This is a genomic window from Pseudomonas mohnii, from assembly GCF_900105115.1.
In the GTDB taxonomy this organism is placed as follows: Bacteria; Pseudomonadota; Gammaproteobacteria; order Pseudomonadales; family Pseudomonadaceae; genus Aquipseudomonas; species Aquipseudomonas mohnii.
The window spans coordinates 5,367,393-5,387,598 of the sequence record NZ_FNRV01000001.1 but is presented as its reverse complement, the minus strand read 5'-3'; the positions used below and the strand labels follow the sequence as shown (position 1 = coordinate 5,387,598).

Below are 20,206 nucleotides of genomic sequence, written 5' to 3'. Positions count from 1 at the left end.
GTTTAGCGCCGATCGGTGTCGGCGCTTCGAGGCGCTACTGCCAGAATGCCGGAGCACTGGCGCAGGCCGTTTTAATCAGTTGTACCGCTTGATCGATATCCTGCTCGGTGGTGAAACGCCCCAGGCTCAAGCGAATGGTGCGACTCGCCAAACGCGCGTCATGCCCCAGGGCCAGCAGCACATGGGACGGGGCATTGCTTGCGGAATTGCAGGCCGAGGTCGCGGAAAACGCGATCGACGCGAGCAACGCCGCCGAATTGAACTCGCCTTCACTGAAGGTCAGGCTCAGGGTATGAGGGATGCGCCGGGTCGGGCTGCCATTAAGGCGCACGCCGGGAATGCCCAGCAATTGATCGAGCAGGCGTTCACGCAGTCCCACGATCAAGGCTTTTTCGTGATCGAACGCAGCCGCCGCCAGGGCAAATGCCGCGCCCATGGCGGCAATCTGGTGAGTGGCCAGGGTCCCGGAACGCAGGCCACCCTCGTGACCACCACCGTGAATCTGCGCCTGCAAACGCTGGTGCGCGCGCGGCCCGACATACAACGCACCAATGCCTTTGGGGCCATAGAGTTTGTGCGCCGAGAACGACATCAGATCCGCCGGCCATTGCGCCAGATCGATCTGCACTTTGCCCGCACCCTGCGCCGCATCGACATGAAACAAGGCGTCGCGATCGCGCACCACCTGGCCGATGGCCGGGATGTCGTTGACCGTGCCCAGCTCGTTGTTGACCAGCATCAGCGACACCAGGAAGGTGTCCTCGCGCATGGCTTCGCTGACGGCTTGCGCGGTGATCAGGCCGTCGGCGTCCGGCACCAGATAGGTCACTGCCACACCCGCGTCCTGCAATTGTCTTGCGGTATCGAGGATGGCCTTGTGTTCGATCTGGCTGGTGATGATGTGGCCGCCGGCAACGCCGCGGGCCTGGGAAACGCCCTTGAGGGCAAGGTTGTTCGATTCGGTTGCGCCGGAAGTCCAGACGATCTGTTCAGGCGTGGCGCCGACCAGTTCGGCGACCTGGCGCCGTGCCTGCTCGACCGTTTGCCGGGCCTGTTGGCCGAATGCGTGGGAGCTGGATGCCGGGTTGCCAAAGTTGCCGCTGAAACCCAGACACTCGACCATGACCTTGATGACCCGCTCATCCACCGGCGTGGTGGCGGCATAGTCGAAATACAACGGACGTTTATTCATAAAAGACTCGCAGAGCGTGTTCCGGGATCAGGAGGCTCGTCACTGTAAACATCAACACGCAGCCTCGTGAGCGGCGCCCGGTTTCAGAACGTTACCAATACCTGATCGGATGCTGTTAAAGAAGTGCCACTTCATTAAAAGTGCGTAGGAACGCTCCTGAAAAGGGAGCTTAACAGGCATCGGGCGACCGGTTGAAGCAATGCGTCAGCGAAAGCTTTCGAGCAACAGCGGATACAGCGAAGCCACCAGCAACGCGGCCATGCCCCAGTTGAACAAGCGCAACCAGCGACGGTCCTTCAGGACGTTACGCAACAGCGTGCCGCACGCAGCCCAAACGCCAACGCTCGGCAGGTTGATCAGGGCGAATACCGCGGCAATCACGATGACATTGGTGAAATAACCCTGCATCGGCGTGTAGGTACTGATGGCACCAATGGCCATGATCCAGGCTTTGGGGTTGACCCATTGGAACGCAGCGGCGCCGAGGTAGCTGATGGGTTTCCCCCCAGCCTGTTCGCCGTCCGAGACCGGCCCGGAATGGGCGATTTTCCACGCCAGATACAGCAAATACGCGGCACCGACATAACGCAGCACGGTGTAGAGCAATGGATACGTCTGAAACACCGCACCCAGGCCAAAGCCCACCGCCACGACCAGCACGAAAAATCCGCAGGTAATGCCAAGCATGTGAGGAATGGTGCGGTTAAAGCCGAAGTTCACGCCGGATGCCAACAACATCGTGTTGTTTGGGCCAGGCGTGATTGAAGTGACAAGGGCGAACAGGGCGAAGCCCAGCAGCAGATCAAGCGAGAGTGTCATGGGAGGCAGTCCATCAGGGTCAATCAGGTAACGACCCTATCGCACACCCCGGGGGAAACCCACGGACAGTTGGGTAAAACTTCCGGCAGTACAGTTTTCGCTTAGCTCGGGCGACCGTGCAGCTGTACAGCGCGTCCGGCGTTCATCTCACCCTGCTTGTCGAAGCCGAACGATTTTTGCGGTTCGCCGAGCAATTCAGCTTTTTTCGCTTGGTATTCATCGAAGGACAGACCCCGGCGATTCAACGCCTCCAGCGCAAGCTCCCTCGATTCTTCAGCGGTGTAAGGGCGCAACTCCGGCGAAGTCTGGCTGGCGCATCCGGCGAGAACGGAGACGGTCAGCAGCAACAACGTGGCGATCAGAGGTTTCATGTTCAGGCGTCCTGGCATCTGGGTTCGGGGCAATGAACACAGGCTACTCGCGCCTTTGGCCGGGTAAAAATCATCGTGCTCGATAGTCGCTATCGAGTTTTCCTGATGTTGCCAGACCGCAGGCGCCGTCTCGGGGGCGTGTCGACCTGAACTTCGCGCTGTTCCAGGTGCCGTCATCGCTGGCAACCCAGCTCTACAGGGCCCCTTATATATCCAAATAATCTATAAATATCAATCAACGATCTTTTGAGGAATAACAAATTGCCTTTATAACAACGGCATCCGCTGACGCACTGTTGCTCATGCAACTGTTCGCCAGGCAACAGTCAATCAACAAACAGCCCTTAGAAATCAACAGCGCGGCCTGATCAACTCGCCGCAAGCCCCGTAAAACGTGGCTTCGAGGGATTGGTACAGCTCTTGCTCAATGGGGAAAAGCCCAGTGATGACTCACTGCTCCCACAGCAACTGTTTAAAAAGGAACTGATCATGTCGCGTCCATTGAAAGTCGTTGCCGTCTCCGGCGGCACCTGGCGTCCCTCCCGCACCCTGGTGCTGACCCAAGCGCTGTTGGCGCAGTTGGCCGAGCAACTGCCGATCGAGAGCAAGTTGATCGAACTGGGTGACATCGCCCGGCCATTGGGCGCGGCGCTGTCTCGCCAGGAACTGAGTGAGGACGTCGAAGCCGAACTGCAAGCGATTGAAAACGCCGATCTGCTGATTGTCGCCGCGCCGGTTTATCGCGGTTCCTACCCTGGCCTGCTCAAGCACCTGTTCGACCTGATCGATCTGAATGCACTGGTCAACACCCCGGTACTGCTGGCCGCCACCGGTGGCAGCGAACGTCATGCGCTAGTGCTCGATCATCAGCTGCGCCCCCTGTTCAGTTTTTTCCAGGCGTTGACCTTGCCGATTGGCGTCTATGCCACCGAAGCCGATTTCTCCAATTACCAGATCACCAGCGAACTGCTCAGGGCCCGCATTCAATTGGCTGCAGAACGCGCGGCGCCGTTGTTCGGCGTGCACCCCAACAATCTGCTGAAAATCGCTTAAGGAATTCGTCATGGATGTTTTCTGGTTTCTGCCGACCCACGGCGACGGCCATTACCTGGGCACCACTCAGGGCGCACGCCCGGTCACCCTCAACTACCTGAAACAAGTGGCACAGGCCGCGGACAGCCTCGGCTATCACGGTGTATTGATTCCCACCGGGCGTTCCTGCGAAGACTCGTGGGTGATCGCTTCAGCCCTGGTGCCGCTCACCGAGCGCCTGCGTTATCTGGTGGCGATCCGCCCGGGCATTATCTCGCCCACCGTGTCGGCGCGCATGGCCGCCACCCTGGATCGGCTATCCGGTGGCCGCTTGCTGATCAACGTCGTGACCGGCGGCGATCCCGACGAAAACCGTGGCGACGGCAGCTTCCTCGATCACAGCGAACGCTATGAAGTCACCGACGAGTTCCTGAAAATCTGGCGCCGGGTATTGCAAGGCGAATCGGTGGACTTCGAAGGCAAACACCTGCGGGTCCAGAACGCCAAGGCGCTGTATCCACCGGTGCAGAAACCTTATCCGCCGCTGTACTTCGGCGGCTCGTCCGATGCCGCACACGACCTGGCCGCCGAGCAGGTCGATGTCTACCTGACCTGGGGCGAACCACCGGCCGCCGTGGCGCAGAAACTCGCCGATGTCCGTGAACGTGCCGCCCGTCACGGGCGCACCGTGAAGTTCGGGATTCGTTTGCATGTGATCGTCCGCGAAACCGCTGAAGAAGCGTGGAAAGCCGCAGACAAACTGATCGAACACATCAGCGACGAAACCATTGCCGCCGCACAGAAGTCGTTCTCGCGCTTCGACTCCGAGGGCCAACGGCGCATGGCCGCGCTGCATGACGGGCGGCGCGACAACCTGGAGATCTCGCCCAATCTGTGGGCCGGTGTCGGCCTGGTGCGTGGCGGTGCCGGGACGGCGCTGGTCGGCGACCCACAGCAGGTCGCCGCGCGCATCAAGGAGTACGCGGACCTGGGGATCGAGAGTTTCATCTTCTCTGGCTACCCGCATCTCGAAGAAGCGTATCGCTTTGCCGAACTGGTCTTCCCGCTGCTGCCCGAGCCGTACGCGAGTCTCGCCGGGCGTGGCGTCACCAATCTCACCGGGCCGTTTGGCGAAATGATCGCCAATGATGTGCTGCCGACCAAAACCAAGGCCTGACCCACGCACTACCTGCAGGAGCGAGCCTGCTCGCGCTGGTCGTCAACGATGACGCTGTCATTCAGACATCCCGTGTAATCGTTGTCCTCCATCACGAGCAGGCTCGCGCCTACAGGGGATCTGCGTCTTTTTAAAAGGAAAACAGCGTGACTGCCAAGCCGCAAAGCGCCCTGATCCCCCCATTGCAGACCGCCCGTCAATTGGCCGCCGAATTTGCCCTGACCGCCGTCGAGCGCGACGAACGCGGCGGTACACCCAAGGCCGAGCGTGATGCGCTGCGCCACAGCGGGCTGCTCGCGTTAAGCATTCCCACCCGGTTCGGCGGCCTCGGCGCCAACTGGAGCGAAACCTTGACCATCGTGCGTGAGTTCGCCAAGGTCGACAGTTCAATTGCCCATGTGTTCGGCTTCCATCACCTGATGCTCGCCACCGTGCGCCTGTTCGCCCGCCCCGAACAATGGCAGCCATGGTTTGAACAAACGGCGCGCAAGAACTGGTTCTGGGGCAATGCCCTCAACCCGCTGGACACCCGCACCGTGGTGAAAAAGCTCGATGGCTGGCGCGAGTTTTCCGGCAAGAAAAGCTTCTGCTCCGGCGCCAGCGATTCGGAGATGCTGATCGCTTCGGCGGTGGACGAAAGTGCCGGCGGCAAACTGTTGATCGCCGCCATCCCCAGCGGTCGCAGCGGCATCACCTTGCACAATGACTGGAACAACATGGGCCAGCGCCAGACCGACAGCGGCAGCGCCACCTTTGAACGGGTGCGGGTCGAAGAATCAGAACTGCTGCTCGATCCAGGTCCGTTGAGCACGCCGTTCGCTTGCCTGCGCCCACTGATTGCCCAGCTGACGTTCACCCATATGTTCCTCGGCATTGCCGAAGGCGCCTTCGAAGAAGCGCGCCAATACACACTGACCGAGACTCGGCCATGGCACAAATCCAGTGCCCGGGAGGTGAGTCAGGACCCTTATGTACTCGGCCACTACGGTGAATTCTGGGTGGCCCTCGAAGGGGTCCGACTGTTGGTGGAGCGCGCGGCTGATTTGCTCGACAAGGCTTGGGCGAAAGGCCCGAACCTGAGCGCCGAAGAGCGCGGACATCTGGCCACCGCCATCGCCACGGCCAAGGTCGCCGCCACGCGCAATGGCCTGGAACTGTGCAGCCGCTTGTTCGAAGTCACCGGCGCACGCTCGACACACGCCTCGCTGCGCCTGGACCGCCACTGGCGCAACCTGCGCACGCAAACCCTGCACGACCCGGTGGATTACAAACTCCATGAACTGGGTGACTGGGCGCTGAACCAGGCCCTGCCGATTCCGACTTTCTATTCATAGCTTCCCAACCAAGGAGCGTGCCCCATGCAATTGCTGACCTTACCGCCCTCGCCCGCTCTGGCCACGTCGATCCGCGCCACGGCCCAGGTGTTCGAAGACCCGAAATCCCAGGCCTTGCTCGCCCACTTGCAACAAGTCGCCCCGAGCGAAGCCAGTGTGTTGATCATTGGCGAAACCGGCACCGGCAAAGAGCTGGTGGCGCGCCATATCCACAACCTCAGTGCCCGGCGCAACCGGCCGTTTGTGGCCGTGAACTGTGGTGCGTTCTCTGAATCACTGGTCGAGGCCGAGCTGTTCGGCCATGAAAAAGGCGCTTTCACCGGCGCCCTCAGCGCCAAGGCCGGCTGGTTCGAGGAGGCGGACGGCGGCACCCTGTTCCTCGATGAAATCGGTGATTTGCCGATGGCCATTCAGGTCAAGTTATTGCGGGTGCTTCAGGAACGTGAAGTGGTGCGCCTGGGTTCGCGCAAGAGCATTCCCATTGACGTGCGGGTGCTGGCAGCGACCAACGTGCAACTGGAGAAAGCCATCAACGCCGGCCATTTCCGCGAGGATCTGTACTACCGGCTGGACGTGGTCAGCCTGGAGCTGAGCCCGCTGCGTGATCGCCCCGGCGATATCCTGCCCCTGACCCGTCACTTCATCGACGCCTACAGTCAGCGTCTCGGTTACGGCAGCATCACCATCAGCAAAGAAGCCGAACTGAAACTGCGCAGCTACAGTTGGCCGGGCAACATCCGTGAGCTGGAAAACGTCATTCACCACACCCTGCTGATTTGCCGCAACGGCATCATCGAACGTGATGACCTGCGCCTGTCCAACATGCGTATCGAACGCCAGGACGATCACCACACCCAGGTCGACGATTGCGCCGAAGCCCTGCTCGACCGGGCGTTTCAAAAGCTGTTCGAGGAACAGGCCGGTGCGCTGCACGAAAAAGTCGAGGACGCCTTGCTGCGGGCGGCCTATCGCTTCAGCCACTACAACCAGGTGCACACCGCCGCGCTGCTGGGCCTGAGCCGCAACGTGACCCGCACGCGCCTGATCAAGATCGGCGAACTGGCGGTGAACAAGCGACGACCGACGGAAAATGTGCAGGGCGAGCGCTTGATGCAGTTGTCCATTTAGCAGTCGCTCGGGAACGTGGCTATTGGCATCTGGGACAGACCTGAAATAGCGGCTCGGCCATCGCGGGCAAGCCACGCTCCCACAGCTTTTTGGGTCGTTTGCACATTTCGTAAACGACCCAAAAAGCTGTGGGAGCGCGACTTGCCCGCGATGGCGTCCTTGCCCTCAATAGAGAATCAGAACCCCGGCGCAATCTGCCCCTTGTAGCGCGTCAAAATGAACTGCCGAACCTCATCGGAGTTCAACGCCTTGGCCAGTTTCTGCACGCCTGGGTCGTTGATGTTGTCTGGTCGCGCCACCAGGAATTCGACGTACAGGCTCTTGCCCTTCTCGACGATCAACGCACTGTTGGTGTCGATCCCCGCTTCCAGCGCGTAGTTGGCGAAGACGAACGCCAGGTCCACCTGACTCACCGAACGCGCCAGCAGCGCACCTTCCAGCTCACGGATTTTCAGGTGCTTGGGGTTTTCGGCGATGTCCCGTTGCGTCGCCAGGGTGTTGCTCGGGTCCTTGAGCTTGATCAGCCCCGCTTCGTGCAGCAGCACCAGGGCGCGACCGGTGTTCACCGGGTCGTTGGGGATCGACACGGTGGCGCCGTCCTTGAGCTCGGAAATATTTTTGATCTTGGTCGAATAGGCCCCGAACGGCTCGATGTGCACACCGACCACCGGCACCAGGTCGGTGTGGCGGGTCTTGTTGTAGTCATCGAGAAACGGCCGGTACTGGTAGTAGTTGGCGTCGAGGTTCTTCAGCGCCAGCTGCTGGTTGGGCTGGATGAAATCGGTGAAGACCTTGATGTCCAGGTCCACGCCTTCCTTGGCCAGGGTCGGTTTGACGAATTCGAGGATTTCCGCGTGCGGCACCGGCGTGGCGCCGACGGTGAGTTTTTCGTTGGCGTGAACGCTCAGTGAAATCAGGGCAGCCAGAACGGCCAGGGTCTTTTTCATGTTGTGCTCCTAGGCAGATTGAGTGGCCGTCGTGGGGCGGACGTGGGGCCGTTTTTTGGTTTTGAACAGAATGTTTATCGGTGGCTGTAGCGCGCCACCAGTCGGTCGCCGCTCATTTGCAGGGCCTGGACCAGGATCAACAGCAGCACCACGGTGACCACCATCACGTCGGTCTGGAACCGCTGGTAGCCATAGCGGATCGCCAGGTCACCCAGACCACCGCCGCCGATCACCCCGGCCATCGCGGTGTAATCCACCAGCACGATGGCAGTGACCGTCACCGCCGCCAGCAGCCCTCCCCGCGCCTCGGGCAGTAAAGTGAAGCGGATGATTTGCCAAGTGTTGGCGCCCATGGCCTGGGTCGCCTCCACCACACCGCGATCGACTTCGCGCAATGCGGTTTCCACCAGCCGCGCGAAGAATGGCGTGCAACCGACCACCAGCGGCGGAATGGTCCCCGGCACGCCCAGGGACGTGCCCACCAGTAAGGTGGTCAGGGGAATCAGCACGATCAGCAAAATGATGAACGGCAGCGAACGCAGCATGTTCACGATCACCGACAGCACCCGGTAAACCCCGACAGCTTCATGCAACTGGCGCTTGCCGGTGAGGAACAGCAGTACCCCCAGCGGCAGACCCAGCAACACGGTGAAACCAAGGGCCGCACCGAGCATGCTCAGGGTGTCGAGGCAGGCCTGGCCAATGTCGGCCCAATAAATGTTCTTGAACAATTCAGCCATGGTCACGACCAGTCATGACGCGGCGGTTTCACGCCGTTGAGCAGCCAGTTGCCGACCACGTGGTATTTCCAGCGCACCGGATCGTGCAAGGTATGCACCCGCGCGTTACGCCAATGGCGGTCGAAATTGTGTTTCTTCAGGGTCGAACGAGTACCGCCCAGTTCAAACAGCTTGTTACTCGCTTCAATGGCGATCTCGGTGGTCAGCACCTTGGCTCTGGCCACAGCCAGGGACGCCAAGGCCACGTTGTCCTCATCCGGTGCCGGGCGCGCCGCGTCCAGTGCCCGTCCTGCCCTTTCCAGCAAGGCTTCGGCGGCTTCCAGGCGAATGTCCAGGCCACCGACCTGAATGATGGTCAGCGGGTCTTCGCTGGCCCTTTCCACACCCGCGTCGATCCATGGTCGGGCGAATTGCCGGACAAAAGCTATGGTGTCGCGCAGGGCGGCGCGGGCAATGCCGGCATCAATGGCGGCAGTGGTCAACTGGGCGAACGGGCCGGCCAGGGTCGGGCTTTCATAAGAACGATAAGTCGGGAACAGGTTGAACGCCGAGACGTGCAGATCTTCGGCCAGCACGGTGCCGCTGGAGGTGGTGCGCTGGCCGATGCTGTCCCAGTCGTCGACGATCACCAGCCCTTTAGTACCTCGTTGGACAAACGCCAACTGGCCATTCTGCTCTTCATCCAGCGCCAGCACCGCGAGCCAGTGCGCATACAACGACCCCGTGCAATAACCCTTGCGCCCGTTGATCACATGGCCGTCGCCGTAACGGCGGATGGTCGCCTGAATGTCCTGCACATTCTTGCCGCCGGTTTCCGACAAGGCGTTGGCGAACCGATGCCCCTGCAGTGCCAACTCAAAGAAATGCGCCTGCTGCTCCGGGGTGCCTTGCAGACGAATGTCTTCCAGCAGGCAGTAGTGGTTTTGCGGAATCTGCCCCAGGGATGGATCGGCCGCCGAGATGATCGCGATCACCTGCGCCAGCACCGCGGAGGACACCTGCGCTCCGCCAAATTCCTTGGGCACCGTAATGCCCCACAGGCCGCTGTTGGAGAACAGATCGACGATATCGGCGGGCACCTGGCGGGTGCGATCACGTTCGGCGTCCTGCTCCAGCAGAATCGCGGCGACATGCTCGGCCACGCGCAGGGCTTCGGCTTCGCTGGCGATCCGGTGGGCGGCCGGCGGGTTGATCGGATAAACGGCAGATTCAGACATACAAGACTCTCGATACCAGTGTTTACCGAAGGTCATTGCAGCTTCTGTGCCTGACTGCAAGAGCCCGTGTTTTCGGGCACTTCAACGGGTTCTGGCGGGTTCGACAATGCCGAAGTCAAGGCAATCTGTTGCTTCACTGTTGATTGCCGGACAGTGGCGCTGCTGCCGAACGCTGTGATCTCTTTGTGAACTTGGCGAGTGCTGAAGATCAAACACAAGACATCGCCTTTTTCGTCAGGACCTACACTGGGAGTCCTGCCGAACAGCAGCGAAACGAGATCTTCCATCTACAACAAATCAGGGAGAACGATCATGAGCGTCAAACCCATTCCAGAGGGCTATCACAGCATCACCCCGTACCTGGGCATCAAAAAAGCGGCCGAAGCCATCGATTTTTACAAGAAAGCCTTCGGCGCCATTGAGGTCATGCGCCTGTCCATGCCCGACGGCGGCATCGGTCATGCCGAATTGCGCATCGGCGACTGCCCGATCATGCTCGGTACACCGTGCGATCAAGGCCCGTTGAGCAATCCGGACCAGTCGCCGTCCGTGGGACTGCATTTGTATGTGACCGATGTGGACAAGTCGTATCAGCAGGCCATCGCGGCTGGCGGCATTGTGGTGTCGCAGGTCAAGGATCAGTTTTATGGCGACCGTTCAGGGACGTTGAAAGACCCCTATGGCCATCTGTGGTTTTTGGCCTCGCGCAAGGAAGATCTGACCCAGGAACAGATCGAACAGCGGGCGAAGGAGATGTTTCAGCAGGGTTAGTGATTTCATGTGTGGCGTGGGGGCAACAAGTCTCCCGAAAGAAACGCCCCTCGAAATACGAAACATTTTCTTTCATATCCCTCTTCGGGATTTCCCATGCTCATCCGTCTTATCTAGATGCAGTCCTGTCGCGCCGGTAAAAGCCGCGTCCGGACCCGGATCGACCTCATCGCTGCGAAGCCCGTGGCAGAGGCCTTCTCATCGAACCAAGACCCTTGATCATGTCGAAGAAATCCCGTTCCAAAATCTGGTTTCTGGTCCACAGCTGGCTGGCGCTGCCGATCTGGTTTTTTGTCCTGATCGTCTGTGTGACCGGTACCCTGGCGGTGGTCAGTCAGGAAATCATCTGGCTGGCCAACCCGCCCATGCGCGCCAGCCAGCCCTCGGACGATGCACCACGGCTCAACTACGACCAGATTGTCGCCGCCATCAAGAAGGCCGAGCCCGACACACTGATCGAAAGCATCAGCCGGCCCGACGAGTCGCACTTTGCCCTGGACGTGGAAGTCAGCTACCCCGACGGGCGTTCGGCGACGGTCTACGTCAATCCGTACACCGGCGCCATTCAAGGCACGGCCCCGCCCTTTGACTTCAAGGCCTTTATCCGAGCGCTGCATGGTTGGTGGCTGGTGCCGTTCACCCATGGCTACAGTTGGGGCTGGTACCTGGTGTCGTTCCTCAGCCTGCCGATGCTGGCGTCCCTGGTGACCGGGCTGGTGGTGTACAAGCGTTTCTGGAAAGGCTTTTTTCGTCCGACCCTGCGGATTCGTCACGGGGCGCGAATTTTCTGGGGCGATTTCCACCGCCTCAGCGGCATCTGGTCGATCTGGTTCATCGCGGTGATTTCCGTCACCAGTACCTGGTTCCTGATCCAGGCGTTCTTGTTCGATAACCAGATCTCGATCTCCACCGAACCGGTCGCCGCCGTGGTACCCCGTGAAAACGTACCGCTCAGCGCCGATGGTTCGCCGGCACCGATGATCAGCCTGGAGACCGCGATCCGCCAGGCCAGGGCGCGTATTCCCGGACTCGACGAGCGTTTTGTCAGCCTGCCCGACAATGCCTACAGCTATCTGTCGGTGGGCGGTCGCAGCGGGTATCCGTTGATGTACCAGACCGCGGACATCAACCCCTATACCGGCGACGTCGCCGCCACAAGCCTGCTCTCGGACCGCTCGGGCCTGGAGTGGGTGACCGAGTCCATGCGGCCGCTGCACACCGGAGATTTTGGCGGGATCTGGATCAAGCTGATCTGGTTTTTCTTCGGCCTGCTGCTGAGCATGATGGTGCTCAGCGGCCTGTTGATCTGGACCAAGCGAACCGCCCTGGCCACGGCCAATGCCCTCAAGCGCAACCACAAAACGTCGCGCAGCCAGACGGCTGCGACCATCCGCCATGAGTCCACGCAGGTCAGCCAATGAACCCGGTCGCCGCTGAAAAACCGCGTTCGCCGTTGAGCCGTTTCTGGCACAAGTGGCGCTTTCACATCAACGTTCTGCTGTTGCTGGTGCCGCTGGGTTTCATGCCCGAGTATTTCGCCGACGCTGCGCTGTCCCGGGGTGACACCGGCCTGGGCGAACGGGACATCGGCGAAGTCACCGTCGGTCCGTGGAGCCTGCGCCTGGCCGAGTTGCATAACGAGGCCCCGCAGCTCGATGGCCCGGCCGGCTACATGAAGAGTTTCAACGCGGCGCTGTGCGCCAGCTGCCGCGAACAGGTCAAGGCGACTTACCTGCGCATCGGTAAACCGCGCAGCCTGCGCGCCGCCGGGGTGATTTTCGTCGGCACGCCGTACCGCATGAGCGCGATGTTGCCGATCCCGGCCAGAACCACGGCCGACGCGGAACTGTGGATCACCATGGAAGGTTGGGACGGCGCGATGCACCAGGCATCCATTCCTCTGAGCCAGGCCTCCCCCGCCACCCTCGCCTGGCTGAGCACACAAAGAGGTACACCATGATCGACCTTATTCGCCAGGTGAGCGCCGCACTGCTGATGTTCAGCGCCAGCGCCCTGGCCCATAACCCGATATGCGAATGCAAAGCCATCGACGCCGGGCAGATCAAGTGCACGGGTGGTTTTTCCGATGGCAGCGGCGCGCCTGGGGTGACCCTGGATGTGATCGGTTACGACGAAACCATTCTCGTGTCGGGCAAGCTCGGCGCCGATTCGACCCTGACCTTCAGGCAGCCTGAGACCGAATTTTATGTGTTGTTCGACGTGGGTCCCGGCCATGTGGTCGAAATCGATCAGGCGGACATTGCAACCCCATGAGCCGCCTAACCACGCCAATCGTGCGCCGGGCCGGGTCTGAACCTGGAAAAGCCCGCTGACCGCACGATCGATCAGGTTTCTATGCCGGCAGTACCAAGCCTTTGTGCATGGGGATGGCACACAGACCCGCGACCGTGAAGCGCCGGGAACAGGGCCGATAGCCCAGATGCCGGTAGAACCCTTCGCCGGTTCTGGTGCTATAGAGACGCGCCTGCTGCTGGCCCTGATTGATCAACCAGCCCTCGAGGTCTTGCACCAGCGCTTGCCCGGCGCCGCGACGAAACCACTCCGGTTGTACATAACAGAACACCACCTTGCCGTTGCTGGCGGCCATGGCGACACCCACGGGTTTGTCCTGCAACAGGGCAATATTCAGGTACAGCCGTCGGTCGCTCAACCAGGGCTGGATGTGTTCGATGGTTTTGTTGTGGGTCCAGGTGGCGACGGTCAGCGGATTGTTGCGATGGTCGAGTGCACAACCGACGCGGATGGAGCGATCGATGATCCGGCTGATGATACCGGCGTCGGCCGGGGTGGCCTTGCGGATCTGTATGGATGCTTCCATGGCGCTTTGCCCTCAATCCATTGAGTGTGGGCAACCATAGTCCCGCGAGTTCCGGGCGGCCAATGGAGAGAAGTTACTTTTGATGTGCGACAAACAACCTATGGGGCGGGCTTGCCCGCGATGGCGGCGAAACAGCCAACATTGAGATTCAATGTAAGGGCCTCATCGCGGGCAAGCCCGCTCCCACAGGGTCTTATAGTGTTGATCAGACCGGTTGCAACGGCATCGTCAACTCAACCCGCAACCCGTCCGGTCGACTGTCGAAACGCAGGGTGCAGCCGCAGCGCTGGACGATGGCCTGAACAATCGCCAGGCCAAGGCCGCAGCCGGTGCTTTGACCGTTGCGCCAGAAGCGTTGGGTCAAGTGCTGCAGATCGTCTTGAGCAATGCCCGGCCCGTGATCCCGCACCACGAACTGCACGCGATCGCCGCTGGTTTGCAAACTCAACTCCACCGGACCTTCGCCAGAGGTATGGCGCAGGGCGTTGTCCAGCAGGTTGCGCAACGCCGCGATCGACAGCACGGCGGGCATCTGCACCGGGGCGTGCGAAAACCTGGCCGGCACCTCGAACCGGATACGCTCGCGATCACCGCCGGCCGCATCCTGTATCGCCAGTTTCGCCACTTGCTCGGCGCTGCATTGCACGCCGTCATCGAACGACAGACTGCCTTCGACCCGTGCCAGCAACAGCAATTGCTCCAGGGTCCGGTGCAGGCGGTCGGCCCCCTCTTCGGCCCGGGCCAGGGACTGATCCCGCGCGGCACCCTCGGTCATGCGCGCCACCTGCAGGTGGGTCTTGATCGCGGTCAAAGGGCTGCGCAACTCGTGAGCCGCATCGCCGGTCAGTCGACGCTCACGCTCGATGGTCTTGCCGATTCGCTGGAACAACTGATTCTGCGTATCCAGCAAGGGTTGCAGTTCGCTGGGCAAAGGCTGGACCTGCAAGGGCTCGAGCGAATCAGGGCTGCGCCGCATTAGCGCATCGCGCATGCGATTGAGCGGCGCGAGCCCTTGGCCGATCCCCAGCCACAGCAGGCACAGGCAAACGAGCAGCGCTACGCCCACCGGCACGGAAGCGGCCAGCAGGATCGACATGTTCAACGCCTCGCGCTCGATCTGCCGGTCGGCGGTGGTGATCCGCAGATCGCCACGGGCCAAGGTGAAACTGCGCCACGGCGCACCATCGATCATCTGATCGTGGAAGCCCATTTTCTCCGCTTCCAGGGTTTGCCCCGGGTCACTGTGGCTACGGGCAAGAATTTCCCCGCGCAACGAACTGACCTGACAGGCCATGCCACCGGGGATATTCAGTTGTTCGGCGCTGAAATGGGTGCCCTCGCCCTTGCTCGGCACGGGCGGCAATTGCTCCATCAACCCGGCCACCATCCGCGCCGAGGCCACCAGCCGCTGGTCGAGGGAAAACATCATTTGATTGCGCAGGTCGCTGAGCATCCAGGCCGCAGCCAGCGCCCAGATCAGCGCAAACGCGGCACCGAGCGTCAGGCTCAGGCGCAAACGCAAGCTCATCACTTCTGTGGCTCTCCACCATCAGCCGGTCCCAGGCGATAGCCCAGGCCGCGCACGGTCTCGACAATGCCATTGCCGAGTTTGCGCCGTAGGTGATGGATGTGGACATTGAGGGCGTTGCTTTCCAGTTCGTCGTTGAACCCGTAGACGCTGTCCTTGAGCTGCTCGGTCGACAATACGCGGCCACGGTTGTGCAACAGGGCCTGCAACAGCGATTGTTCACGACGCGACAGGTCCACCGGCTGGCCGGCGAGCGTGGTCTCGCGACTGCTCGGGTCATAGGTCAGGGCACCGTGTTCGATCAGGTTGACGCTGCGTCCCGCCACCCGACGCAACAAGGTGTGCAGGCGTGCAGCCAGTTCACGCAGGTCAAAAGGTTTGAGCAGGTAGTCGTCGGCACCGGCCTGCAGGCCGTCGACGCGGTCGGTGACCGAGTCCCGGGCCGTGAGGATCAACACCGGCAACTCCAGGCCGTTGTGACGCAGTTGCTGCAATAACTTCAGACCGTCCTCGTCAGGCAACCCGAGGTCGAGCACCATCACATCGAACTCCGCGACCTTGAGCATCGCCCGGGCGGCGGATGCCGTGGCCACATGCTCCACGGTCAAGCCCTGGGCGGAGAGGCCGGCGACGATGCCGCTGGCGATCAACTCATCGTCTTCGCAAACCAGAACGTGCATGAAAAGCCTCGCAGAAATAAAGCGGATTAGGCCGGCGACCGATTAAGCGGACATTATGCCGCAAGTGCTGCCGCCACAAGGCTGCCAGGGTTAATCATCGGTTAATCGCTACCGCCCATTGTGCTTTTCACTTGTACAGAACCAAGGCTTATTCATGCGTCGTCTGTTTTTACTTTTTTTTCTCCTGCTCTCGGGTCTGGCCCAGGCGGGAACCAATCCGTTTGAGACCAAACCCGACTTTCTTCCGGTCGGCAAAGCTTTCACTTTCACCTCTGAACGCCTGGAATCCGGTGAAACCCAACTGTTCTGGCAGATTGCCGATGGCTATTACCTGTATCAAAAGCGCCTGAAATTCGATGGCTTGCCTGCTGAACAGCATCCAGCGCTGCCGGAAGGCGAAGCTCACAGCGACGAGTTTTTCGGTGATCAGCAGGTCTATCGCCAGGGCCTGGAACTGAAGATTCCCGCCGGTGCCAGCGGCCAGATCAAGGTGGGTTTCCAGGGTTGTGCCGATGCCGGTTTGTGCTATCCGCCGCAGACCCAAGTCGTCGATCTGGGGGGTAAAGTTGCCAGCGTCGCGACAGACGAAGCCGCGGATCAAGCCTTGGCCAATGGCCTGCAGCAGCGGGCACTCGGCTTAAGTCTTCTGGTGTTCTTCGGCCTGGGCCTGCTGCTGGCCTTTACCCCGTGCTCGCTGCCCATGTTGCCGATCCTGGCCGGGCTGATCGTCGGCAGCGGCGCCTCGCCCAAGCGCGGTTTTGCCCTGGCCAGCAGTTATGTGGTGAGCATGGCGCTGGTCTATGCGGCGATGGGCGTGCTCGCGGCGCTGCTCGGTGCGAACCTGCAGGCACTGTTACAGAACCCGTGGCTGCTCGGCAGTTTCGCGGCGATTTTCGTCCTGCTGGCGTTGCCGATGTTCGGTTTCTTCGAACTGCAGCTGCCGGTGGCCGTACGCGATCGCCTGGAAAACGTTTCGCGCAATCAGCGTGGTGGCAGTCTGGTCGGTGCCGGTGTGCTGGGGGCCTTGTCGGGCCTGCTGGTCGGCCCGTGCATGACCGCTCCGCTGGCCGGCGCCCTGCTCTACATCGCACAAAGCGGTAACGCGCTGCATGGCGGGTTGATCCTGTTTGCCATGGGCATCGGCATCGGCGTGCCACTGTTGCTGCTGGTGACCGTCGGTAATCGCTTCCTGCCCAAACCTGGCGCCTGGATGAACCTGCTCAAAGGCATCTTCGGCTTCCTGTTCCTCGCCACCGCGTTGCTGATGCTGCGCCCGGTGCTGGATGAGTCGCTGTGGGTTGGCTTGTGTGGGGCGTTGTTGTTGATTGCGGCGTATAGCGCCTGGAAACAGTCGGAAGGCTTTGGCCGTGTCGCTCATTTGTTCGGTGCCAGTTCGCTGCTGCTCGGGTTGTGGGGCAGTCTGTTGATGATCGGTGCGGCGGGTGGCGCGGATGATCTGTTCAAGCCATTGCAGGTCTATAGCGTCGCCAACGCGCGCGGCGCCACAAACCCGGTCGGCCACGACGCCTTCACCACCATCAAGGACCCCGCCGAACTGCAACGGCAACTCGACGCGGCGCAGGCTCAGGGCCAGTGGGTGCTGCTGGATTACTATGCGGACTGGTGCGTGTCGTGCAAGGTCATGGAAAAACAGGTGTTCGCCAAAGCTGACGTGCTCCAAGCCCTGAGCGACGTACGCTTGCTCCGCCTGGACGTCACCGCCGACAATGCCGCCAGTCGCCAATTGCTTGGCCGCTATAAAGTGCCGGGACCACCGAGCCTGCTGTGGATCGGTGCCGATGGCAACGAGCGTCGCAGCCAGCGCATCACTGGCGAGGTCGATGCCACCACTTTCCTGCAACGCTGGACCACCACCCGAGACGCCCGTTAATGCTGACATTCACCCTCGGCACCTTTGCCATCGCGCTTAACCATCTACTGCTGATCAGTGCATTGGCACTGGCGACATTCGTCGGCTGGCGGGTGGCCAAGCGCGGTGGCGAAAACCCCGAGTCGGTGCTGTTCAGTCTGTTCCTGATCGGCATGCTCGCGGCGCGGATCAGTTTTGTCGCCGTTTACTGGATGCACTATCGCAACGATCCCTGGCAGATCATCGACCTGCGCGACGGCGGTTTCCTCGCCTGGCCGGGAGTAATCGCGCTGGTACTTGCCACGCTGTACCGCGCCTGGCGCCGTCCGGGACTGCGTCGCCCGTTGGGCTTTGGCGTGGCGAGTGGCCTGGCCTTCTGGCTGCTGGCGACGTTCTCCTTGAGCATCTACGAACAAGGCACGCGCCTGCCGGACATCACCCTGCGCAACGCCGCCGGTGAAACCGTGCAACTGGCCGACTACAAGGGCGGTCCGCTGGTCATCAATCTCTGGGCCACCTGGTGTCCACCGTGTCGCCGGGAAATGCCTGTGCTCGAAAGCGCCCAGCAACAACGCCCGGACCTGACCTTCCTGTTCGTCAACCAGGCGGAAAGCATGCAAAGTGTCAGCACTTTTCTGGAAACCCAGGGCCTGAGCCTGTCCAACGTGCTGTTCGACGGCAGCGGCCGTTTGGGCCATGCCGTCGGCTCCATGGCGTTGCCGACTACGCTGTTCTATAGCCCTGAGGGTCGCATGCTGGGCAGCCATCTGGGCGAGTTGTCGCAAGCCAGCCTGGCTCGCGCACTGGAAAATTTCGATACCGCTCCTGCCACCTCTTCAAGGAAACTGCCATGCCCCGCCTCCGCCATCTGCTGACCCTGAGCCTGGGTGCCGCCCTGCTGCACCTGCCATCGGTGCAGGCCGAAGAGCTGCCCGAGGCGATCAAGAAGATCGAAGCCAAAGGCGCGAAAATCGTCGGCCAGTTCGACGCTCCCGATGGCCTGCGCGGTTATGCGGCGCAATATCAGAACCGCGGCATGGCGCTGTACCTGACACCGGATGGCAAGCATGTGCTGCTGGGCAATCTGTACGACGCCGAGGGCAATGACCTGAGCAGCGCGCCGTTGCAGAAACTGGTCTACGGGCCAATGTCCAAGGAGGTCTGGGGCAAGTTCGAGGCGAGCAGCTGGATCGGCGACGGCGACAAGAATGCCCCGCGCATCGTCTACCTGTTCAGCGATCCGAACTGCCCCTACTGCAACCTGTTCTGGGAGCAGGCGCGGCCATGGGTCAAGGCTGGCAAGGTGCAGTTGCGCCACATCATGGTCGGTATCATTCGCGAAGACAGTCCGGGCAAGTCCGCCGCACTGCTCGCCGCCAAGGACCCGCAAAAAGCCCTGGCGGACCACGAAGCCGCTGGCAAGGGCAGTTCGCTCAAGGCGTTGAAGGATGTACCACCGGCGATTCAAGCGAAACTCGCGGCGAACATGCAGTTGATGGAAGACCTGGAGTTGCAAGCCACGCCGGCGATCTTCTACATGGATGACAAGGGCGAGCTGCAACAGCAGCAAGGTGCGCCGTCGCCGGACAAACTGGTGAAGATTCTCGGACCCAAGTGACCTCATCGGCCCCATCGCGAGCGAGCTTGCTCGCAATGGGGCCATTACAACCGACTAGTGTCTCTCGGCTAAAAACCCGAGCAACACTTCAGTGACGAACTGCGGATTTTCCAGATTGGAAATATGCCCCGCGTCCGGCACCCACACACAAGGGCAACCTATCAGCTCGGCCATTTCCCGCGCTTCGCCGGGTGGACGTGGCTTGTCCTGATCGCCACAGATCAACAGCGTCGTCGCGGCGTTCAATTCGCCCAGGCGTGGCAACAGATCCTCTCGGCCAAAGGTGATCCGCCCCATCGGCACGATGCTTTCGCGCAGGCGTTCAGGCGGCAACGCGGCGAGTTTGGCGCGGAAGTCCCGGTACAGTGCCGACTGCGGATCGATGCCCGGACGGAAAAAGATCGGCACCACGATGTCGAGCAATTGCGGCGATATTTCGCCGCTTTCCTCGATCATCTTGAACAGCGAAAAATAGTATTGCCGGGTCGGCTCCGGCTCGACGCCGACATAGGTGTCCATCAGCACCAGGCCGTTGAGTCGTTGCGCAGACGACAACGCCAACCGCACGCCCCACATGCCACCGACCGAAAGCCCCACCAGCGTGAAGCGTTCTATTTCCAGATGATCGATCAACGCCAGCGCCTGACGGGCGATATCATCCAGCGACCGTGTGCCCTCCGGAAGCCGCCCGGATTCACCATGGCCCCACAAGTCCAGCGCAATCACCCGATACTGTTGCGACAACGCAGCAATCTGCGGCGCCCACATGTTCTGGTCCCACAGGTAACTGCCGGCCAGCAGCACCGCCGGGCCAGTGCCTTGATCAATATAGTGAAGGGCTTGTCCGTCTATGGTCAGGAAGGGCATCGGATGACTCCGCTTGAAAAAATGGAGCCGGAAGGCTGAGCTGCTGACGACCGACAGTCAATCGCGAAAATGTACG

22 protein-coding genes are annotated in these 20,206 nt (G+C 61.1%); 11 read left to right on the top strand and 11 right to left on the bottom strand.

Features of this window, described 5'->3' with window-relative positions; translation table 11 throughout:
• Window positions 1–34 precede the first annotated feature (34 nt).
• The 3 genes from BLV61_RS25225 to BLV61_RS25215 all read right to left on the bottom strand — a co-directional run bounded on the left by BLV61_RS25225 (window position 35) and on the right by BLV61_RS25215 (window position 2,382).
• Complete coding sequence (locus BLV61_RS25225) at window positions 35–1,192, bottom strand: cysteine desulfurase family protein (protein ID WP_090468154.1); 1,158 nt, start codon at window positions 1,190–1,192, stop codon at window positions 35–37.
• Between the two features lie 204 nt (window positions 1,193–1,396).
• The gene (locus tag BLV61_RS25220) at window positions 1,397–2,011 is read right to left on the bottom strand and encodes a LysE family translocator (RefSeq protein WP_047527306.1); all 615 of its coding nucleotides are present in this window, start codon (window positions 2,009–2,011) and stop codon (window positions 1,397–1,399) included.
• A gap of 101 nt (window positions 2,012–2,112) precedes the next feature.
• Window positions 2,113–2,382 carry a hypothetical protein gene (locus BLV61_RS25215; protein ID WP_047527305.1) on the bottom strand — a complete coding sequence of 90 codons (270 nt, stop codon included), beginning with the start codon at window positions 2,380–2,382 and terminating at the stop codon, window positions 2,113–2,115.
• 489 nt (window positions 2,383–2,871) lie between these two features.
• Here BLV61_RS25215 and msuE point away from each other — a divergent pair, with 489 nt between their 5' ends.
• From msuE to BLV61_RS25195, 4 genes are all read left to right on the top strand, one after another.
• Window positions 2,872–3,435, top strand: coding sequence for an FMN reductase (gene msuE, locus BLV61_RS25210; protein WP_047527304.1), 564 nt, complete (start codon window positions 2,872–2,874; stop codon window positions 3,433–3,435).
• A 10-nt stretch (window positions 3,436–3,445) separates the two neighbouring features.
• Entirely contained in the window at window positions 3,446–4,591 is a 1,146-nt protein-coding gene (gene ssuD / locus BLV61_RS25205; protein ID WP_047527303.1) for an FMNH2-dependent alkanesulfonate monooxygenase, read from the top strand.
• A 146-nt stretch (window positions 4,592–4,737) separates the two neighbouring features.
• Window positions 4,738–5,925 (top strand): acyl-CoA dehydrogenase family protein, encoded by a 1,188-nt coding sequence (locus BLV61_RS25200; RefSeq protein WP_090468151.1) that lies wholly within the window; start codon window positions 4,738–4,740, stop codon window positions 5,923–5,925.
• A gap of 24 nt (window positions 5,926–5,949) precedes the next feature.
• Window positions 5,950–7,053 (top strand): sigma-54 interaction domain-containing protein, encoded by a 1,104-nt coding sequence (locus tag BLV61_RS25195; RefSeq protein ID WP_047527301.1) that lies wholly within the window; start codon window positions 5,950–5,952, stop codon window positions 7,051–7,053.
• 176 nt (window positions 7,054–7,229) lie between these two features.
• On the opposite strand, the gene BLV61_RS25190 is transcribed toward BLV61_RS25195, so the two are convergent.
• The 4 genes from BLV61_RS25190 to BLV61_RS25175 all read right to left on the bottom strand — a co-directional run bounded on the left by BLV61_RS25190 (window position 7,230) and on the right by BLV61_RS25175 (window position 10,244).
• On the bottom strand, window positions 7,230–8,000 hold the full coding sequence (locus BLV61_RS25190) for a MetQ/NlpA family ABC transporter substrate-binding protein (RefSeq protein ID WP_090468149.1): 771 nt from the start codon (window positions 7,998–8,000) through the stop codon (window positions 7,230–7,232).
• Window positions 8,001–8,074: 74 nt separating this feature from the next.
• Window positions 8,075–8,740, bottom strand: a complete 666-nt coding sequence (locus BLV61_RS25185; RefSeq protein WP_047527298.1) for a methionine ABC transporter permease — start codon at window positions 8,738–8,740, stop codon at window positions 8,075–8,077.
• A 2-nt stretch (window positions 8,741–8,742) separates the two neighbouring features.
• The gene (locus tag BLV61_RS25180) at window positions 8,743–9,957 is read right to left on the bottom strand and encodes an SfnB family sulfur acquisition oxidoreductase (protein WP_090468147.1); all 1,215 of its coding nucleotides are present in this window, start codon (window positions 9,955–9,957) and stop codon (window positions 8,743–8,745) included.
• A gap of 32 nt (window positions 9,958–9,989) precedes the next feature.
• A complete protein-coding gene (locus tag BLV61_RS25175; protein ID WP_090468145.1) occupies window positions 9,990–10,244 on the bottom strand; it encodes a hypothetical protein in 255 nt (84 codons plus the stop codon).
• 25 nt (window positions 10,245–10,269) lie between these two features.
• Between BLV61_RS25175 and BLV61_RS25170 the strand changes: the two genes are divergently transcribed.
• The 4 genes from BLV61_RS25170 (at window position 10,270) to BLV61_RS25155 (ending at window position 13,002) form a co-directional block, all read left to right on the top strand.
• Window positions 10,270–10,728 (top strand): VOC family protein, encoded by a 459-nt coding sequence (locus BLV61_RS25170; protein ID WP_090468143.1) that lies wholly within the window; start codon window positions 10,270–10,272, stop codon window positions 10,726–10,728.
• Window positions 10,729–10,949: 221 nt separating this feature from the next.
• The gene (locus BLV61_RS25165; RefSeq protein WP_090468141.1) at window positions 10,950–12,149 is read left to right on the top strand and encodes a PepSY-associated TM helix domain-containing protein; all 1,200 of its coding nucleotides are present in this window, start codon (window positions 10,950–10,952) and stop codon (window positions 12,147–12,149) included.
• Entirely contained in the window at window positions 12,146–12,688 is a 543-nt protein-coding gene (locus BLV61_RS25160; RefSeq protein ID WP_090468139.1) for a thiamine pyrophosphate-binding protein, read from the top strand. Before BLV61_RS25165 ends, BLV61_RS25160 begins: the two co-directional genes overlap by 4 nt.
• On the top strand, window positions 12,685–13,002 hold the full coding sequence (locus BLV61_RS25155; protein ID WP_090468137.1) for a hypothetical protein: 318 nt from the start codon (window positions 12,685–12,687) through the stop codon (window positions 13,000–13,002). Before BLV61_RS25160 ends, BLV61_RS25155 begins: the two co-directional genes overlap by 4 nt.
• Window positions 13,003–13,081: 79 nt before the next feature.
• On the opposite strand, the gene BLV61_RS25150 is transcribed toward BLV61_RS25155, so the two are convergent.
• The 3 genes from BLV61_RS25150 to BLV61_RS25140 form a co-directional block, all read right to left on the bottom strand.
• Window positions 13,082–13,567, bottom strand: a complete 486-nt coding sequence (locus tag BLV61_RS25150) for a GNAT family N-acetyltransferase (RefSeq protein ID WP_047527285.1) — start codon at window positions 13,565–13,567, stop codon at window positions 13,082–13,084.
• 205 nt (window positions 13,568–13,772) lie between these two features.
• Complete coding sequence (locus BLV61_RS25145; RefSeq protein ID WP_047527283.1) at window positions 13,773–15,098, bottom strand: ATP-binding protein; 1,326 nt, start codon at window positions 15,096–15,098, stop codon at window positions 13,773–13,775.
• Window positions 15,095–15,775 (bottom strand): response regulator, encoded by a 681-nt coding sequence (locus tag BLV61_RS25140; RefSeq protein WP_047527280.1) that lies wholly within the window; start codon window positions 15,773–15,775, stop codon window positions 15,095–15,097. Before BLV61_RS25140 ends, BLV61_RS25145 begins: the two co-directional genes overlap by 4 nt.
• Before the next feature lie 154 nt (window positions 15,776–15,929).
• Here BLV61_RS25140 and dsbD point away from each other — a divergent pair, with 154 nt between their 5' ends.
• From dsbD to dsbG, 3 genes are read left to right on the top strand one after another with little or no spacing between them, the layout of a single operon-like run.
• Entirely contained in the window at window positions 15,930–17,666 is a 1,737-nt protein-coding gene (gene dsbD, locus BLV61_RS25135) for a protein-disulfide reductase DsbD (protein ID WP_090468135.1), read from the top strand.
• A complete protein-coding gene (locus BLV61_RS25130) occupies window positions 17,666–18,520 on the top strand; it encodes a TlpA disulfide reductase family protein (protein ID WP_090468132.1) in 855 nt (284 codons plus the stop codon). The genes dsbD and BLV61_RS25130 overlap by 1 nt, the downstream gene beginning before the upstream one ends.
• On the top strand, window positions 18,496–19,263 hold the full coding sequence (dsbG, locus tag BLV61_RS25125) for a thiol:disulfide interchange protein DsbG (RefSeq protein WP_047527275.1): 768 nt from the start codon (window positions 18,496–18,498) through the stop codon (window positions 19,261–19,263). The genes BLV61_RS25130 and dsbG overlap by 25 nt, the downstream gene beginning before the upstream one ends.
• A gap of 54 nt (window positions 19,264–19,317) precedes the next feature.
• On the opposite strand, the gene BLV61_RS25120 is transcribed toward dsbG, so the two are convergent.
• Window positions 19,318–20,130: an alpha/beta fold hydrolase gene (locus tag BLV61_RS25120; RefSeq protein ID WP_090468130.1), complete on the bottom strand. Its 813-nt coding sequence runs from the start codon at window positions 20,128–20,130 to the stop codon at window positions 19,318–19,320.
• Window positions 20,131–20,206 lie beyond the last annotated feature (76 nt).

What these genes read in the sequence shown, in the direction of transcription:
- BLV61_RS25225 (WP_090468154.1), bottom strand. Translation starts at nt 1,192, where the DNA reads ATGAATAAACGTCCGTTGTATTTCGACTATGCCGCCACCACGCCGGTG.
- BLV61_RS25220 (WP_047527306.1), bottom strand. Translation starts at nt 2,011, where the DNA reads ATGACACTCTCGCTTGATCTGCTGCTGGGCTTCGCCCTGTTCGCCCTT.
- BLV61_RS25215 (WP_047527305.1), bottom strand. Translation starts at nt 2,382, where the DNA reads ATGAAACCTCTGATCGCCACGTTGTTGCTGCTGACCGTCTCCGTTCTC.
- msuE (WP_047527304.1), top strand. Translation starts at nt 2,872, where the DNA reads ATGTCGCGTCCATTGAAAGTCGTTGCCGTCTCCGGCGGCACCTGGCGT.
- ssuD (WP_047527303.1), top strand. Translation starts at nt 3,446, where the DNA reads ATGGATGTTTTCTGGTTTCTGCCGACCCACGGCGACGGCCATTACCTG.
- BLV61_RS25195 (WP_047527301.1), top strand. Translation starts at nt 5,950, where the DNA reads ATGCAATTGCTGACCTTACCGCCCTCGCCCGCTCTGGCCACGTCGATC.
- BLV61_RS25190 (WP_090468149.1), bottom strand. Translation starts at nt 8,000, where the DNA reads ATGAAAAAGACCCTGGCCGTTCTGGCTGCCCTGATTTCACTGAGCGTT.
- BLV61_RS25185 (WP_047527298.1), bottom strand. Translation starts at nt 8,740, where the DNA reads ATGGCTGAATTGTTCAAGAACATTTATTGGGCCGACATTGGCCAGGCC.
- BLV61_RS25180 (WP_090468147.1), bottom strand. Translation starts at nt 9,957, where the DNA reads ATGTCTGAATCTGCCGTTTATCCGATCAACCCGCCGGCCGCCCACCGG.
- BLV61_RS25175 (WP_090468145.1), bottom strand. Translation starts at nt 10,244, where the DNA reads ATGGAAGATCTCGTTTCGCTGCTGTTCGGCAGGACTCCCAGTGTAGGT.
- BLV61_RS25170 (WP_090468143.1), top strand. Translation starts at nt 10,270, where the DNA reads ATGAGCGTCAAACCCATTCCAGAGGGCTATCACAGCATCACCCCGTAC.
- BLV61_RS25165 (WP_090468141.1), top strand. Translation starts at nt 10,950, where the DNA reads ATGTCGAAGAAATCCCGTTCCAAAATCTGGTTTCTGGTCCACAGCTGG.
- BLV61_RS25160 (WP_090468139.1), top strand. Translation starts at nt 12,146, where the DNA reads ATGAACCCGGTCGCCGCTGAAAAACCGCGTTCGCCGTTGAGCCGTTTC.
- BLV61_RS25155 (WP_090468137.1), top strand. Translation starts at nt 12,685, where the DNA reads ATGATCGACCTTATTCGCCAGGTGAGCGCCGCACTGCTGATGTTCAGC.
- BLV61_RS25150 (WP_047527285.1), bottom strand. Translation starts at nt 13,567, where the DNA reads ATGGAAGCATCCATACAGATCCGCAAGGCCACCCCGGCCGACGCCGGT.
- BLV61_RS25140 (WP_047527280.1), bottom strand. Translation starts at nt 15,775, where the DNA reads ATGCACGTTCTGGTTTGCGAAGACGATGAGTTGATCGCCAGCGGCATC.
- dsbD (WP_090468135.1), top strand. Translation starts at nt 15,930, where the DNA reads ATGCGTCGTCTGTTTTTACTTTTTTTTCTCCTGCTCTCGGGTCTGGCC.
- BLV61_RS25130 (WP_090468132.1), top strand. Translation starts at nt 17,666, where the DNA reads ATGCTGACATTCACCCTCGGCACCTTTGCCATCGCGCTTAACCATCTA.
- dsbG (WP_047527275.1), top strand. Translation starts at nt 18,496, where the DNA reads ATGCCCCGCCTCCGCCATCTGCTGACCCTGAGCCTGGGTGCCGCCCTG.
- BLV61_RS25120 (WP_090468130.1), bottom strand. Translation starts at nt 20,130, where the DNA reads ATGCCCTTCCTGACCATAGACGGACAAGCCCTTCACTATATTGATCAA.